This is a genomic window from Vibrio caribbeanicus ATCC BAA-2122 (genome assembly GCF_000165125.1).
Taxonomy (GTDB): domain Bacteria; phylum Pseudomonadota; class Gammaproteobacteria; order Enterobacterales; family Vibrionaceae; genus Vibrio; species Vibrio caribbeanicus.
Genome location: NZ_AEIU01000023.1, coordinates 1 through 14,638, shown reverse-complemented (window position 1 = coordinate 14,638; position 14,638 = coordinate 1). Strand labels below are relative to the sequence as shown.

Genomic DNA, 14,638 nt, shown 5'->3' with positions numbered 1-14,638 from the left:
CTTTCCTTAGGCATAAATTCCTAGAGAAGAGCGGTATGTACCAAGAATATTTTCAATTTACAGAGTGGCCTTTTTCTATTGTACCGAACTCTCGTTTCTTATATCAGAGTAGAAGACACAGTGAAGCTATTTTTCAAATCAAAGCAGGTTTGGGAGATGGTGGTGGTTTTGCAATGCTTACTGGAGAAGTAGGTACTGGAAAAACAACGGTCTCTAAAGCTATTCTGGCCACGTTAAACAGTAATATACAAGCGGGTGTTATTCTCAATCCTACTTTTTCAGATATCGAGTTACTTGAAGCAATATGTGATGAGTTTGGCGTTGAATATCCTTCTTCATCAACGTTGAAGATATTAAGCGATAGTTTATATGAATTTTTGCTTACTAATCATGCGCAAGGTTTACAAACACTGGTTGTTATTGACGAGGCACAACACCTATCTGTTCAAGTTTTAGAACAATTACGACTTCTGACTAATTTAGAAACTGAAAGCCAAAAATTACTGAAAGTATTACTGATAGGTCAGCCTGAGTTGCAGCAAAAGCTACAGATGCCTCAACTTCGTCAACTTGCTCAGCGTATGACGGGGCGCTATCACTTACTTCCTCTAAATCCGGATGAAACAAAAGAGTATATTAAGTTTCGTTTGGAATATGCCGGGGGAAAGACAACATTATTTGATACTGCCTCACTCAAACATATCGCCCATAGAACATTTGGTATACCTCGTTTAATTAACTTGGTTTGTGACGCTAGCTTAAAACATGCCTATGCCATGGGAGAGGTGTCTCCATCCCTCGCTACGGTCGAGGTTGCTTGCGAGGAAGTTATGAGTTTTCAGACTGGAACGATTCCTATAAGTTCTCAAAGTTCGGTTGAGCTGGGTAAGAAAATGGGGTGGGCGATTCCCGTTGTCTTTGCTTCTTTGCTCTCTTTAGCGGCTTATTACACCACTCCAAACCTCATACGACCTTGGATCGCATCTTATGTACAAGAGCAGTACCCAAAGACCCCTTTAATCGAAGAGGTAACAGAGGTTCCCAAAGAGCTAAGAAGCGAACTCAGCCATTACGGGAGCTTTGAAAGCGCAATGACGTCGTTGTATAAGGTATGGGGGTACAAAGCCTCTATGTCAGACAGTCTTTGTATTGACAATGATGAGAGTAAGTTCTTTTGTCAGCTTTCCCAAGGCGATATCGAAACATTGTTGAATCTGAATAGACCTGTGGTTTTATCTCTTTTAATTGATTCAGAAGAGCGTTTTGCCGTGTTATACGGTTTGTCGGACAGCCGTGTAAAGTTACTGATTGGAGAGCGTGTGTTTTCATTTGATAGAAAAGCTCTGAACCTAATTTGGCACGGAGACTATCACCAAATATGGCATTCCCGTTGGGATAGGACGCTGCAATTAGGGATGAAAGGAAAGGATGTCATATCACTTGATCAGTCTCTCTCTAAAGCTCTGGGTAAGCCTATTAGTGATAGTAAAGAATTTAACCAGCAGCTATTGAATAAGGTGAGAGAATTTCAGGGTTGGCAGGGCCTCAATGTGGATGGGATTGCAGGACAGCAGACATTACGCCATTTGGAGCGACTATCACAACCGGATGCACCAAGCTTAACAATTGAGGGCCCAGATAATGTCTAAGGTTATGCAAGCATTGGAAAATTCACAAAAACATCATGCCGCCGCCGGAAGCACCTTCGCTCCTCATCGTCACTTGGGGATGTCAAATGTGTCATCAACACGTTTAGCGACGAAAGTGGCTATCGTTGCTGCACTTGCGGCTGGTGGTGCTGCAATAGGGGTTTTCCAAGCTTATCAGCTTGAAAAAAGTGTTTGGCTTAATCAACACAGTGAGCCTACGGTAAATAAAGTCTCTTTTGACTACCAAAGTGCTACAGCTCCAAAGTTTAACGATTTACTGACAACAAATAAGCCACCTCCACCTTCCGTCTTGACGAAAAGTGATAGCAGCGAAAATACACGAGAGATTGAGTTTAAAAAGTCTCAACCAAGTGAGCAAGAGGGCTTTTTAGATAATATTGACTTATCTGCACTTTCTCCAGACATTGCGATGCGGGTTGAAGCGGCCATAAGTAACTCAAAACCTGCTGCAGACCGAAAACAAACAGAGGATGAAGTGTCGATTCTCTCCCAGCAAGTCGGCCGTTGGTCTGGCAAGCTCCCAGCAATGAACTTTCAAACTCATGTTTACTCTAGTGATTTTAAAAAGCGCTGGGTAAAAATAAATAACATCGAATATAGTGAGGGCGATTGGATTGACAATGAAACAAGGCTTGAAAAAATCGAGCAACAAACGTGTTTGATACGTTTTAAACAATCACTTATTGAAGTGCCAGCATTGTATGACTGGAAAGGGTAATTTATAACGAAACAATCAGGTCACATTTCAATGACCTGATTGTCTCAATAGATCAAGCCCATCCCGGACGAGAACGTTTTTTCCTAGGGATAATATGCGGTAAGATTAGGCCAAAGATAAGTCCTATCCCTGCTACACCGCCACCGTACATAAAGTATTTCACCAAAAGGTCGTCTTTTTGTGTGTCTAATTTTGCCCTCAGCTTTCTCACTTCTTCTTGTGAAGCCGAAAGCTGTTTGCTAACGTCACTGTATCCCTGCTCTAATTCACTAATTTGTTTGTTTCTTGTCTCTAGTGAATCGATGAGTCCTGCTTTCTCTTGGTCAGCGTTGGAACGTGCATTGGATAGTCTTGCTTTAATTTCAGACAGTTCCTTTTCTAACTTTGGTAGTCTTAGCGCCATACTCTCTTGATTGGTGACAAAACGACTTTCGATCCAACCAGTACGTCCTTTCCCATCTTGAATTTCGCTGTAGCCAGTATCGCGATTTGTTGAGAGAAGTTTGATTTTATCGCCAGCATCAATGCTTCCTATTATCCTGAATTGATTACTTGGACCTGAATGCATATAGGTAAATAACTTATCAGAAATGTAACGTTCTTTAGCAAAAGCTGCTGGAACAGCAAATAATGAGACTAAAACTACGCAAATCAGTTTTTTCACGGTAAATCCTTTAACAGTCTATCAGGGTTGGTAACCCCGCCATTGTTGTCGTTGTATGGTCAAATAGTAAGTAGTTTCTAAGTGGACTGCAACAAACAAGGGGAGCGAAGGCTCCCCTTTGTGAGTTTTTGAGACAATAATGACAGCCAGCTTACACATCACTGTCATTATTGTTTAAATAAATATCGCTCGAATGACATAGAAAAAGGTAACAGCAAGCAAAGCACCCGCAGGTAGTGTTACTATCCAAGATGCAACGATATTTCTTACAACACCTAGGTTTAGTGCAGCAATACCTCTTGCAAAGCCAACGCCGAGTACTGCGCCAACAAGAGTTTGTGTTGTTGAAATGGGCAATCCAGTGCCTGATGCTAGAACAACAGTACACGCAGTTGCAAGCTGAGCTGCGAAGCCTCGGCTTGGTGTTAGTTCGGTAATTCCCGTACCTACGGTAGCCATTACTTTATGTCCTAAAGTTGCTAGGCCTACCACTATGCCGAAGCCGCCCAATGGAAGTATCCACCAAGCAATTGTACTTTTGTCTGTGATTTCTCCCATGTGTTCAATGGTTGAGACAACCGCAGATAGAGGACCTATAGCATTGGCAACATCGTTAGAGCCATGAGCAAATGCCATTGCACAGGCTGTTATTACCATGAGTACGCTGAAGATGCCTTCTACGCCAGCAAAGCCATGATCGTCCTCTCTAGACGCAAATTTTTTCTGGATATAGAGATAGCCACCAACCATAACGAGTCCGGATACAATCGCCGACCACATCCAAGCCTCACCATTAGTGAGATGCAGGCCAACGTGTTTTAGTCCCTTTTTAATGGTAACCAATGCAATAACCATTGTGGTAATGAACATGTAAACTGGGACAAAGCGCTTTGCATTAAACAGAGGCTTCTCGGTATCGAAGATTAACCTTTGTGCACTCACAAAAATAACGTAGGCAAAGAAGCCGGATATGATAGGTGTGACAATCCAACTGCCTACTATGCCTTTGACACTGTTCCAGTCAACGGCATCTGTACCAACAGAAACACACGCAAAACCTATGATTGCACCAATAATTGAATGAGTTGTGGATACTGGCCAACCCATATATGAGGCCAGTAGAAGCCAAGACCCTGCGGCTAAAAGTGCTGACATCATGCCGTAAACTAAAATATCGGGCTGGTCAGCAAACAAAGATGTTTCAATAACTCCTTTGCGTATTGTATCGGTGACTTCTCCACCCGCTAAATAGGCGCCGGCAAATTCAAAAATCATTGCAATGATAATTGCTTGCTTGACAGTGAGGGCTTTTGAGCCAACCGAAGTTCCCATTGCGTTAGCGACATCGTTCGCACCAATGCCGATAGCCATCATAAAGCCAAAAGCGGCCGCAATAATAATCAGGACAGTGCCGTAGTTTGCAAGGATATCCATCGTAATACCTAGTTGTTGATAACAAGCGGAGCAAAAATTAAGCGTGATAAAACCCCTTCGGCAGGAATACCTAATGCCGATATGGGTAAACTAGTTAGATGCTCTTCGTTATTGGGTTAACTTATGTTTATGTGCGAGATAGCATGACTTCCAGACGCGCGCCTACACGCTGAGCCTGATCGGCAATACCACCTACCCACTCTAAAATTTTGTACAAGAACATAACGTCAATTGGGTTAAGTTCATCTTCAATCGACATCAACTGTTGTCGAAGACATATTTGCATAGCATCAGTATCATCTTCGATTAAGTCTAATTGATGGATCATTTCAGCAACGAGTGTCACCTCGCGACCTTTGAACCCAGTCTCTAGTAATTCATCAAGCTCATTGATCACCTTTTGCGCTTGATTGGCTGCATCTAGGCAACGCTTAACATACGCAATGAAGTTTTCTTGAAGGGATGCAGGAATAACTAGCTGGCGACCGTATACACGACCAGCGATATCCTTTGCTAAATTGGCTAGTTTATCTTGTTGAGTCAGCAGCTCTAACATATCGCTGCGATCAACAGGCATAAACAATCCACGGGGAAGCTTTAGGCGAATTTCACGTTTTAAAACGTCCGCCTCTTTCTCTAAGTGAGAAATTTGCGCTTGGATCTCAGCTGCTTTTTCCCAGTCACCTTTTGAACTGACTTCAAAAAAGTTAACTAGGTGAGAGCAACATTCATTTACGCACACAACGTGGCGCTGCAAAGGTTTAATAGGGGACTTTGCAAATAACCCCATAATTGTATTCACTGGCATTGTGATTCAACCTAATTAATATAACCCAAAAACTAACATACACTATGTCATGGTGAAATGTTGAACTATGGCTATAAAGGCGCGCATGTTAACCCATTAAACCTTTCATTAAAACCGTTTTAAGTCATCATTGTGTCGATATTTCTCTCTTGCTGACTCAAGCGATAAGCAATATCCTGTAGATATCTGTTTTTTAAGGTACGACTATGGAAACTGAAATAGAGCTGAAGTTTTTTGTATCTCCCGAGTTTTCTGACATTTTGTTTGAGAAAATGTCAAAAGCAAAAGTGCTTCAACATAGCCTTCGCACGTTGAGCAATACCTACTTTGATACTCCCGATAGCTGGTTGATGCAACATGATATTGGTATGCGCATACGTCAATGTGATGGAGTGTACATTCAAACCGTGAAAACAGCAGGTCGAGTCGTGGCAGGCTTGCACCAAAGACCAGAATATAATGCAGAGCACGATTGTAATCAGCCTAAACTCAGTCTTCACCCCGTTGATATTTGGCCCGATGGAAGGGATTTTACAGAAGTGCAACAGCAGCTCTACCCATTATTCTCTACCAACTTTACCCGAGAGCAGTGGTTGGTGGGAACATCAGATGGCAGCCAAATAGAAGTCGCTTTTGATCAAGGAAAAGTCGAAGCAGGAGATCGCGAAGATTCTATTTGTGAGGTTGAACTTGAATTAAAATCAGGCCAGACGGATGCATTATTTACTCTTGCCAGAGCTTTAGCCGAAGATGGAGGAATGCGCCTCGGAAATCAGAGCAAAGCAGCGAAAGGCTATCGTCTTGCATTGAGCTACGAATCCGATCAAGTGAAAGATTTAGCTTTAGTAAATACAACTCAAGCGGACTCTGTTGAATTATGTTTTATACAATCTTTGGAGCATGCTCTGGCGCATTGGCATTATCACGAGCAAATTTATATAGAGAGTGAGTCTGTTGAAGCATTACTCGAAATTAAAAATGCGATCAGCTTTATTCGCCAGATTCTGACGGTATACGGTGGGGTTGTCCCACGTCGAGCCAGCGCTATTTTAAGGCAAGAGTTAAAATGGTTAGAGCAAGAATTAGAGTGGCTCAATGTTCACATTTATTTAAGTGAGCTACTCGAGGATAAAGGGCATGCTCTGCGTAAATTGGATGCTCGCAAGTTTCTTGTCGCAGAGCTTAAGCAGCTGCAAGAGCGTTTACCGTGTCGAGACCAGATGTTGAACTTGCTTAAATCTTCTCGCTACACTGGGCTTTTGCTCGATTTGAGTCGTTGGATTTTAACGCGAGGCTGGCAGCCATTTTTAGATGATAAATCTCGCGAAAAAATTGAACTCAATGTAGAGCATTTCTCTGCTCAGCAACTTGATCGTACATGGGCGGAACTCATGGAGGCATTCCCTCCTGAGAGAAATTTGGAGAGTGACGATTATATAGAGCAACAATATCGATTGATGCGAAGCCTCTATACTGGGGTCAGTTTTGCTAGCCTTTACGACCAAGAGGAAAGAAATCGATTTAGACTTCCTTGGAAAGACTTATTACAAGGTATTGATGATCTCTTAAAGTTGCGTACTCTGTTTCAGTTTATTACTAAACTCGAAGGAGAAGAGCGAGAACAATTGGAACGTTGGCTTGCCCGTCAAGAAAACTCTATGCTGCATGCTATGGAGCAAACTCGTGTGATTTGTATCGAAGCCAGTCCATATTGGCATGAATAGATCTCTGGTGTTAAAGGGTTCTACTAGAACCCTAATTTATCTTTTTTTCTAATTTTTCTAACCGAGATAATACGATTTGCTGGTGAGTTAATATTTCTTTGAGTAATTTTTCGGATTGTTCTGACGTCATATAATGTGTTGGGCGAGGGGCAACGATCATCGATGTGATAAGCCCTGATATCATACCAAATAAGCCAACACCACAAATAATCAAACTTGCTGCTAGTAATTTCCCAGCAGTGGTCACAGGGTAATGATCGCCGTAGCCCACCGTGGAAATTGTGACTAGTGCCCACCACAGAGCATCGCCGCCGTCTTTGATATTAGCCGCGGGTGATTGTTGCTCGATAAAAATCATCATACTTGAACCAACGGTGAGTAAAATCACCATGAGAAGTAGAATTGACGCTAGTGTGGTTTCATGTTTATTTTGAGACAACTGTCTTACTACACTGTGGCCGGAGCGAATCACTAAGATAACCCTCAAAATCGAAAAGATCCTCACGTATCTCAGCGATTCAATCATTGGCAGACTGGCAACCATGTCTAACCAGCGGTGTTTTACAAAGTTCATTTTGTATGAAGAACGAAAGAAGTCGATAAACCATTGAAGTATAAAAACACTGCAAATAATAAAATCGATTCCAACTAGGGTCTTTCTTACCTCTTCGTTTAGTGGTGCAAATAAAAGAGCTGAGACGACAAAAAGTGCAATAATTGATAGGGCAAATGAGAGTAAACTCATTGGTTTGGTGTCGTGTAGGTGGAGAACTTTGCTCATATGGTATTCATAGAAAGGAGTTAGAGTATTTAAAAGAATACTCTTAAGCTAGGCGGCTAAAAACTGTCGATGACAAAAAATGAGCGATAGATAGGAGGAATAGTATGATTGGAGCAACAGATAAAACGAACGCTCGGTAAGCCTCTCAGTTTTTGGTTAAACTAGGTGGGTATCTTTTCGCTTTGCTTTTTTAGCTGTTATAACTAGGGCCAACAGACCCTAACTCTTCCCTTATTTTATGGCGTTTTCTCAAGGATCCTCTGATGCAATTACCTGATAATTTGTTGGCTCATTCAAAACGATCGGTTGACTCGTTGCCCGAAGCATACCAGCAATGGTCGACTGAAATGAGAGAGCAACTCGTTTATGTAGCAGGTTTGAGCGATTTTATTGTTTCTAAACTAAAGCTGGATGTGACCTTGGCCGATGATTTGCCCAAAATGCTCAAGAGTGGCGATCGCTGCAATCACTATCGGTCAGTGCTCTCTGGTTTAATGGGAGAGGATGTAGATGAATCAAAAGGCCATCACCTATTACGCCAGTTTAGAAATAAGGAATTAGTTTATATCGCATGGCAGGACTTTACGCATTCATGGACCCTTGAACAAAGCTTAAAACATTTGTCTGAGTTGGCTGAGGCGATCATTTGTGAAACGTATCAATGGCAATATCGGCAGTGTTGTAAGTTATGGGGCACACCTCATAATGAGCAAGGTGAGCCACAACCTATGTTAATTATTGGGATGGGAAAATTAGGTGGTGGAGAACTTAACTTCTCTTCGGATATCGACTTGATTTTTACTTATCCAGACAATGGGCAGACACAAGGTACTCATCGTAGTATTTCTAATGCGCAGTTTTTTACCCGCTTGGGTCAAAGAGTCATAAAAGCGCTTGATCATCAGACCTTTGATGGTTTCTGTTATCGAGTTGATATGAGACTTCGCCCATTTGGTGAAAGTGGGCCACTCGTGATGAGCTTCTCTGCTTTGGAGGATTATTATCAAGAGCAAGGGCGTGATTGGGAACGGTATGCAATGGTTAAAGCGCGTGTCATGGGCGAAGAGATGTACTCTTGTTATGACGATTTGAGAGATATGCTCAGACCGTTTGTTTATCGGCGCTACATCGACTTTAGTGCAATTCAATCATTACGTCGTATGAAATCAATGATAACCAGTGAAGTTCGTCGGAGAGGACTTGAAAACAATATTAAAATTGGTGCGGGTGGGATAAGAGAAATCGAGTTTATTGCTCAATTCTTCCAATTAATCAGGGGAGGAAGAGAGCCTAGCTTACGTTATCAAAATTTGCTCGATACTCTTGATTCAATCGAAGTTTTACATCTGATGGATAAAACGGATTTAGATAAACTGCGACACGCTTACTGTTTTCTTCGGCGTCTAGAGCATTTTATGCAAGCTTTGGAAGATAAACAGACTCAGCTTCTACCCGATGATATTGATGAGCAATGTAAGCTTGCTGTTGCGATGGGGTATCAAACTTGGGACACCTTGTCTAAGGATATCATTGAGAATAGGCGAGAAGTGCATGAGGTTTTTAGTAACCTTATCGGCGAGGAGGAAGAGGGTTCACCAGAAGTTGAGAAACATTTTATTGAGCTGTGGGACATGGCCTCCCACCGTGAAATTATCGAACAAATATTCCAATCTGAACTGCAATTACCTGAACCGAATGAGTTTGTCGAAACCATCATCAATTTTAAGCAGGGGCTCACGAAAAAAACACTAGGCAATCGAGGGCGTGAGGTTATTAACCGATTGATGCCAAAAGTTTTTTCAGTCATATTTTCGTACGAAAAAGCGAAGTTTGGTTTGTCTCGTGTTCTCCATTTGCTCAATAATATTGCCACTCGTACAACTTATCTGGAACTTTTAGATACCCATGATGGGGCATTGAATCAACTGGTTCGCCTCTGTATGGCAAGTCCTATGATCTCTGAGCGCTTGGAGCGGTATCCTATTTTGCTCGATGAATTGATCGATCCCCAGCACTTGTATAACCCGACACCGCTGCAAGATTATGGCCATGAATTGCGGGATTTTTTGGCACGCATTCCTGAAGATGACATGGAACAGCAGATGGAAGCGTTACGTCAATTTAAACAAATATCAATGTTGAGGATTGCTGCCGCTGACATTACAGGGGCATTACCGGTCATGAAAGTCAGTGATCACCTCACTTACCTAGCTGAAGCCATTATTGATTCTGTTGTCCATCAAGCATGGCGACAAATGGTCGAAAAGTATGGGGCACCGACTCATCTGATGGAAGGAATGGGCAATGGCTTTGCTGTAATAGGTTATGGAAAGCTAGGCGGTTGGGAGTTGGGGTATAACTCTGATTTAGATTTGGTTTTTATCCATGATTGTCCGATGAATATTGTGACTGATGGGAAAAAACAAATCGATGGACGTCAATTTTATTTAAAATTAGCCCAACGGATCATTCACCTATTTGCGACTCGGACCACATCTGGGATTCTCTATGAGGTCGATACTCGGCTGCGGCCCTCTGGGAGCTCAGGGCTGCTAGTCAGTCCGACTCATTCATTTGAGGAGTATCAACATAATGAAGCTTGGACATGGGAGCATCAGGCATTAGTTAGAGCAAGAATGGTATTTGACTCCGGTCAATTGAGTCAAACATTTCATCGTATTCGTCACGAGATACTCAGTATTGCCAGAGATAGAGACCAGTTACGCTCTGATGTGACGGGAATGAGAAATAAAATGTATCAACATCTCGGTAGTAGCAAATCCGATCGTTTCGATTTAAAGAAAGATCTTGGCGGTATTACGGATATTGAATTCCTTGCGCAGTTCATGGTTCTCAAACATAGTCACTTATGTCCATCACTTACGATTTGGAGTGATAACGTGAGGATCTTTGAGAAGATGGCTGATGAGGGCGTGATCGATCGAAGTGCTTCTGTGACTCTCATTGAAGCATACACTTCCATGCGAGATGAAATTCACCACAAAAATCTGGTAAACATGCCTCCAGAAGTTTCTTCAGAGAAGTTTTCTTGCCATAGGGAAGCCGTCATAAAGCTATGGAAAGAGTGGTTAGAATAATCGTAGAGCTTTGTGTTAGACTCTGGCGTGAAGTAAACTTTGGAGAACCATAATGAAGCCAATTCTACCTGACTATCAAAATTCAGGTGTACTTATCATTGGTGATGTCATGCTCGATCGTTATTGGCATGGTCCTACAGGACGGATATCACCCGAAGCCCCTGTCCCTGTCGTTAAGGTCGAAAATAATGAGGAGCGTCCAGGTGGCGCGGCAAACGTTGCGATGAATATTGCCTCTTTGGGTGGACACGCACACATTGTTGGTTTGACCGGGATTGATGAACCCGCCAAAGTGCTTAATGAAACACTGTCTGCTTTAAAAGTGAAATGTGATTTTGTAAGCATACCTAATTACCCCACTATTACCAAACTCAGAGTTCTGAGTAGAGGACAGCAATTACTCCGTCTTGATTTTGAAGACAAATTTGAAAATGTTGAGCCTGAACTTATTTTAGACCGGATGGATCAAACTCTACCCAAAGTCAATGCGGTTGTGTTATCTGACTATGCCAAGGGAGCACTTGATCAGGTACAACTGTTTATTCAGAAAGCGCGGCAGTCAGGGGTGCCAGTTTTTGTTGATCCGAAAGGAGCTGACTTTGAGCGTTATCGCGGCGCAACCTTGTTGACGCCAAATATGACCGAATTTGAATTGGTTGTAGGGAAAGTCAAGTCAGAAGCTGATCTAGTGAGCAAAGGCTTAGCTTTAATTGAACAGTACGATTTTGATGCTTTACTTGTGACACGTAGCGAACATGGTATGACCCTGCTTCGTCGTGATAAAGCGCCTTTTAATCTTCCGACACTAGCAAAAGAAGTTTTCGATGTGACCGGTGCTGGTGACACGGTTATCTCTGTTCTTGCCGCATCTGTCGCTGCTGGAAAGGAATTAGATGAAGCTTGTGCATTAGCCAACGCGGCCGCAGGAATAGTGGTGGGTAAATTAGGTACATCTACAGTATCAACAATTGAGCTAGCAGAAGCGGTGCATGGCAGTCAGGATACAGATTACGGTGTAGTGAATGAGCAAGCACTTATCGAAGCGGTAAAAAATGCTCAAGCAAAGGGTGAAAAGGTTGTTATGACCAATGGATGCTTTGATATTTTACATGCTGGGCATGTGTCATATTTGAATCATGCTGCTGAACTTGGAAACCGCTTGATCGTTGCTGTGAATACCGATGAATCGGTAAAACGTCTCAAAGGTCCTGGTCGCCCTGTAAATTCAACGGATCGTCGTATGGCAGTATTAGCAGGGCTAGGTGCTGTAGATTGGGTAATACCATTTAGCGAAGAGACTCCTCAAAGGCTGATTGGTGAGGTTTTACCCGATTTGCTTGTCAAAGGTGGTGATTACAAAGTGGAAGAGATTGCTGGCGGTAAAGAGGTTATCGCAAGTGGTGGTGAAGTCAAAGTTCTTAACTTTGAAGACGGATGCTCAACAACTGAGATTATCAATGCGATAAAAGGTGGGCGTGACTAACTCGTTATAAAATAAAAATGGAGCCTTGCGGCTCCATTTTTATTTACTCTTCAATATCACCACAGAAACGATAGCCTTCACCGTGAATGGTAGCAATAATTTCCGGTGTACCTGATACCGATTCGAAATGCTTACGAATTCGACGTATAGTGACGTCTACGGTACGGTCATGAGGTTTAAGCTCACGTCCGGTCATTTTCTTCAAAAGGTCGGCCCTTGTTTGAATTTTGCCAGGGTTCTCACAGAAGTGAAGTAGAGCTCGGAACTCTGAACGTGGCAGTTTGTAATCTTCACCAGATGGGCTCACTAAAGAACGGCTATTAATGTCTAATACCCAGCCATTGAATTCATACTTTTCTACGCTACGCTTTTCATCACTCGACGACGCTGAGTTCATTGAGCGGTTCAATAGGTTGCGCGCTCGTATAGTTAGCTCTCGTGGATTAAATGGTTTAGTAATGTAGTCATCGGCACCAATTTCTAGGCCAAGGATTTTGTCCACTTCGTTATCTCGACCAGTCAAAAACATTAGAGCCACGTTTGCCTGTTCGCGTAGTTCTCGGGCAAGGAGTAGCCCGTTTTTACCCGGAAGATTGATATCCATAATAACAAGATTGACTTGATTATTGGATAAAACTTGGTGCATTTCTTCGCCGTCACTGGCCTCAAAAACAGCGTATCCCTCTGCTTCAAATATACTTTTTAAAGTGTTACGAGTTACTTGCTCATCTTCAACAATAAGAATGTGCGGGGTTTGCATTGGCTGTACCTAAGCTTGTGAAAAATTTTTGCTAATAGATTAAAATGTAGGCAAATATCTATCATACGGGTAATTAAGTGTATTGATGATAAATCAAAGGCAGTAAAAACACGACCTATGATTGCCTTCATCCTTGGTGCACTATTTGTTGACCTTAGCGTTCCATATCCGTGGCATTCTATTAAAATCTACATCTGATTCTATAATGTTAACAGCATGCTAACAATGTCGATTTAGCGATTATAGCGATATTCTTAACCTTGTCTCAAATGATTTTGCAATAATTTATATTAACTAGTTAATAAATTGGAGTTTTTTTGGAACAGCATTTATTGAATATTTACTGTGACCCTTATTTTTATTTTCACCAGCATGTTGAACTTAGTGACTTTATGGTGGTGACGGCTTGGAATCCGCGAAGCTTACCGCAATCGAATCGGGAGAATGCCGAAAATAATCAGCGCTTGTTAGCTGAAATCAACCATACTGACTGTTATAGAGTGAGTGTGGGCAATGCAGATTTTTCTTGGTGGGAGGAAAGTTATGCAGTTGATATCCAGCTAGCTGAGGCGCTTTTTCTAGGAAACCGTTTTGATCAGAATGCAATCTATCGTGTAGAGGGCGAAGAACTGTTTTTGGTTACGTGTTTAAATGGCCAACATGTTCATTTAGGAGGTTGGCGTCGGCGATGTGTTAAGCATTTTAGTGAGGAGCAAAAATGAAAGATATAACACCGGATTTATGTGACAAATATGAAGATGATGTTACGTTACTTGATTTAGCTTTACACAGTTTTGGCAAAAAGGATGCCTTTTCTGGCCAAATTGTCACCGTTCGTTGCTATCACGATAACTCTATGGTGAGAGAAGCTCTGTCTGACAAGGGTAAGGGCAAAGTTCTTGTGATTGACGGGCATGGTTCATGTCAAAAGTCTCTCTTGGGTGATCAACTTGCTGAGCTTGCTATAAAGAATCATTGGGAAGGGGTTATTGTTAACGGTGCTGTTCGTGATGTGGGAGCACTGTCTGGGATGAAGATTGGTATACAGGCATTGGGCACCTGTCCTTTTAAAACAGAGAAGCGAGGAGCAGGTGACATCAATGTCACGCTGACAATTCATGATCAAATGATCCAACCTGGAGATTATATTTATGCAGATTGGAATGGTGTTCTGATGTCAAATAAAGAATTGAAAATTGGTTGATGATTTTACTCTCTACTTTTCTTTAAAAATAATACAAAACAATGGTTTGTTGTTTTTGAGAGATGATTCGCAGGTACGGTAGTGTTTCTAATGACAAATCATTTCTCTAGAAAACTGAAATTTTGATTGACTCTTGTCTATCAAATAAGGTAAACGTATTAATAAGTCGTTAAACAAAGAAATACGAACAATTTCAATGCAAACATTCAGCCTAGTAATGACCACAACCATTATTACAACCGACATTATTACCGTTGGGGCAGGCTGCTGAGCGAAACAAAATTACAAAAAAAA

General features: G+C 42.0%; 12 protein-coding genes. 7 read left to right on the top strand and 5 right to left on the bottom strand.

The genetic code is table 11. The features are described 5' to 3' along the window. The first annotated feature begins 35 nt into the window (after positions 1-35). Together RH40_RS02645 and RH40_RS02640 are read left to right on the top strand one after the other, a co-directional pair. Complete coding sequence (locus tag RH40_RS02645; RefSeq protein WP_009599766.1) at positions 36-1,649, top strand: ExeA family protein; 1,614 nt, start codon at positions 36-38, stop codon at positions 1,647-1,649. Beyond that, positions 1,642-2,388 (top strand): general secretion pathway protein GspB, encoded by a 747-nt coding sequence (locus tag RH40_RS02640; protein ID WP_009599765.1) that lies wholly within the window; start codon positions 1,642-1,644, stop codon positions 2,386-2,388. Before RH40_RS02645 ends, RH40_RS02640 begins: the two co-directional genes overlap by 8 nt. Before the next feature lie 52 nt (positions 2,389-2,440). Here RH40_RS02640 and RH40_RS02635 read toward each other — a convergent pair whose 3' ends face one another. The 3 genes from RH40_RS02635 to RH40_RS02625 all read right to left on the bottom strand — a co-directional run bounded on the left by RH40_RS02635 (position 2,441) and on the right by RH40_RS02625 (position 5,294). Continuing rightward, positions 2,441-3,052 carry a TIGR04211 family SH3 domain-containing protein gene (locus RH40_RS02635; RefSeq protein ID WP_009599764.1) on the bottom strand — a complete coding sequence of 204 codons (612 nt, stop codon included), beginning with the start codon at positions 3,050-3,052 and terminating at the stop codon, positions 2,441-2,443. A 174-nt stretch (positions 3,053-3,226) separates the two neighbouring features. After that, positions 3,227-4,486 carry an inorganic phosphate transporter gene (locus tag RH40_RS02630; RefSeq protein WP_009599763.1) on the bottom strand — a complete coding sequence of 420 codons (1,260 nt, stop codon included), beginning with the start codon at positions 4,484-4,486 and terminating at the stop codon, positions 3,227-3,229. 127 nt (positions 4,487-4,613) lie between these two features. Next, positions 4,614-5,294 carry a TIGR00153 family protein gene (locus RH40_RS02625; protein ID WP_009599762.1) on the bottom strand — a complete coding sequence of 227 codons (681 nt, stop codon included), beginning with the start codon at positions 5,292-5,294 and terminating at the stop codon, positions 4,614-4,616. 206 nt (positions 5,295-5,500) lie between these two features. Here RH40_RS02625 and RH40_RS02620 point away from each other — a divergent pair, with 206 nt between their 5' ends. Beyond that, the gene (locus RH40_RS02620; RefSeq protein ID WP_009599761.1) at positions 5,501-7,018 is read left to right on the top strand and encodes a CYTH and CHAD domain-containing protein; all 1,518 of its coding nucleotides are present in this window, start codon (positions 5,501-5,503) and stop codon (positions 7,016-7,018) included. A gap of 31 nt (positions 7,019-7,049) precedes the next feature. Here the strand turns inward: RH40_RS02620 and RH40_RS02615 are convergent, their stop codons facing one another. Further along, on the bottom strand, positions 7,050-7,799 hold the full coding sequence (locus RH40_RS02615; RefSeq protein WP_009599760.1) for a potassium channel family protein: 750 nt from the start codon (positions 7,797-7,799) through the stop codon (positions 7,050-7,052). 263 nt (positions 7,800-8,062) lie between these two features. On the opposite strand from RH40_RS02615, the gene glnE reads away from it, so the two are divergent. After that, positions 8,063-10,897, top strand: coding sequence for a bifunctional [glutamate--ammonia ligase]-adenylyl-L-tyrosine phosphorylase/[glutamate--ammonia-ligase] adenylyltransferase (gene glnE, locus RH40_RS02610; protein ID WP_009599759.1), 2,835 nt, complete (start codon positions 8,063-8,065; stop codon positions 10,895-10,897). 52 nt (positions 10,898-10,949) lie between these two features. Beyond that, a complete protein-coding gene (gene hldE, locus RH40_RS02605; RefSeq protein WP_009599758.1) occupies positions 10,950-12,380 on the top strand; it encodes a bifunctional D-glycero-beta-D-manno-heptose-7-phosphate kinase/D-glycero-beta-D-manno-heptose 1-phosphate adenylyltransferase HldE in 1,431 nt (476 codons plus the stop codon). Between the two features lie 43 nt (positions 12,381-12,423). Here the strand turns inward: hldE and arcA are convergent, their stop codons facing one another. Continuing rightward, positions 12,424-13,140, bottom strand: a complete 717-nt coding sequence (gene arcA, locus RH40_RS02600; protein WP_009599757.1) for a two-component system response regulator ArcA — start codon at positions 13,138-13,140, stop codon at positions 12,424-12,426. 317 nt (positions 13,141-13,457) lie between these two features. Between arcA and RH40_RS02595 the strand changes: the two genes are divergently transcribed. Then, entirely contained in the window at positions 13,458-13,862 is a 405-nt protein-coding gene (locus tag RH40_RS02595; RefSeq protein ID WP_009599754.1) for a DUF3293 domain-containing protein, read from the top strand. Then, entirely contained in the window at positions 13,859-14,344 is a 486-nt protein-coding gene (locus tag RH40_RS02590) for a putative 4-hydroxy-4-methyl-2-oxoglutarate aldolase (protein WP_009599753.1), read from the top strand. The genes RH40_RS02595 and RH40_RS02590 overlap by 4 nt, the downstream gene beginning before the upstream one ends. The last annotated feature ends 294 nt before the right edge of the window (positions 14,345-14,638 follow it).

Excerpts from the sequence above, each read along its gene's own strand:
- RH40_RS02645 (WP_009599766.1), top strand. The coding sequence starts at position 36 with ATGTACCAAGAATATTTTCAATTTACAGAGTGGCCTTTTTCTATTGTA.
- RH40_RS02640 (WP_009599765.1), top strand. The coding sequence starts at position 1,642 with ATGTCTAAGGTTATGCAAGCATTGGAAAATTCACAAAAACATCATGCC.
- RH40_RS02630 (WP_009599763.1), bottom strand. The coding sequence starts at position 4,486 with ATGGATATCCTTGCAAACTACGGCACTGTCCTGATTATTATTGCGGCC.
- RH40_RS02625 (WP_009599762.1), bottom strand. The coding sequence starts at position 5,294 with ATGCCAGTGAATACAATTATGGGGTTATTTGCAAAGTCCCCTATTAAA.
- RH40_RS02620 (WP_009599761.1), top strand. The coding sequence starts at position 5,501 with ATGGAAACTGAAATAGAGCTGAAGTTTTTTGTATCTCCCGAGTTTTCT.
- RH40_RS02615 (WP_009599760.1), bottom strand. The coding sequence starts at position 7,799 with ATGAGCAAAGTTCTCCACCTACACGACACCAAACCAATGAGTTTACTC.
- glnE (WP_009599759.1), top strand. The coding sequence starts at position 8,063 with ATGCAATTACCTGATAATTTGTTGGCTCATTCAAAACGATCGGTTGAC.
- hldE (WP_009599758.1), top strand. The coding sequence starts at position 10,950 with ATGAAGCCAATTCTACCTGACTATCAAAATTCAGGTGTACTTATCATT.
- arcA (WP_009599757.1), bottom strand. The coding sequence starts at position 13,140 with ATGCAAACCCCGCACATTCTTATTGTTGAAGATGAGCAAGTAACTCGT.
- RH40_RS02590 (WP_009599753.1), top strand. The coding sequence starts at position 13,859 with ATGAAAGATATAACACCGGATTTATGTGACAAATATGAAGATGATGTT.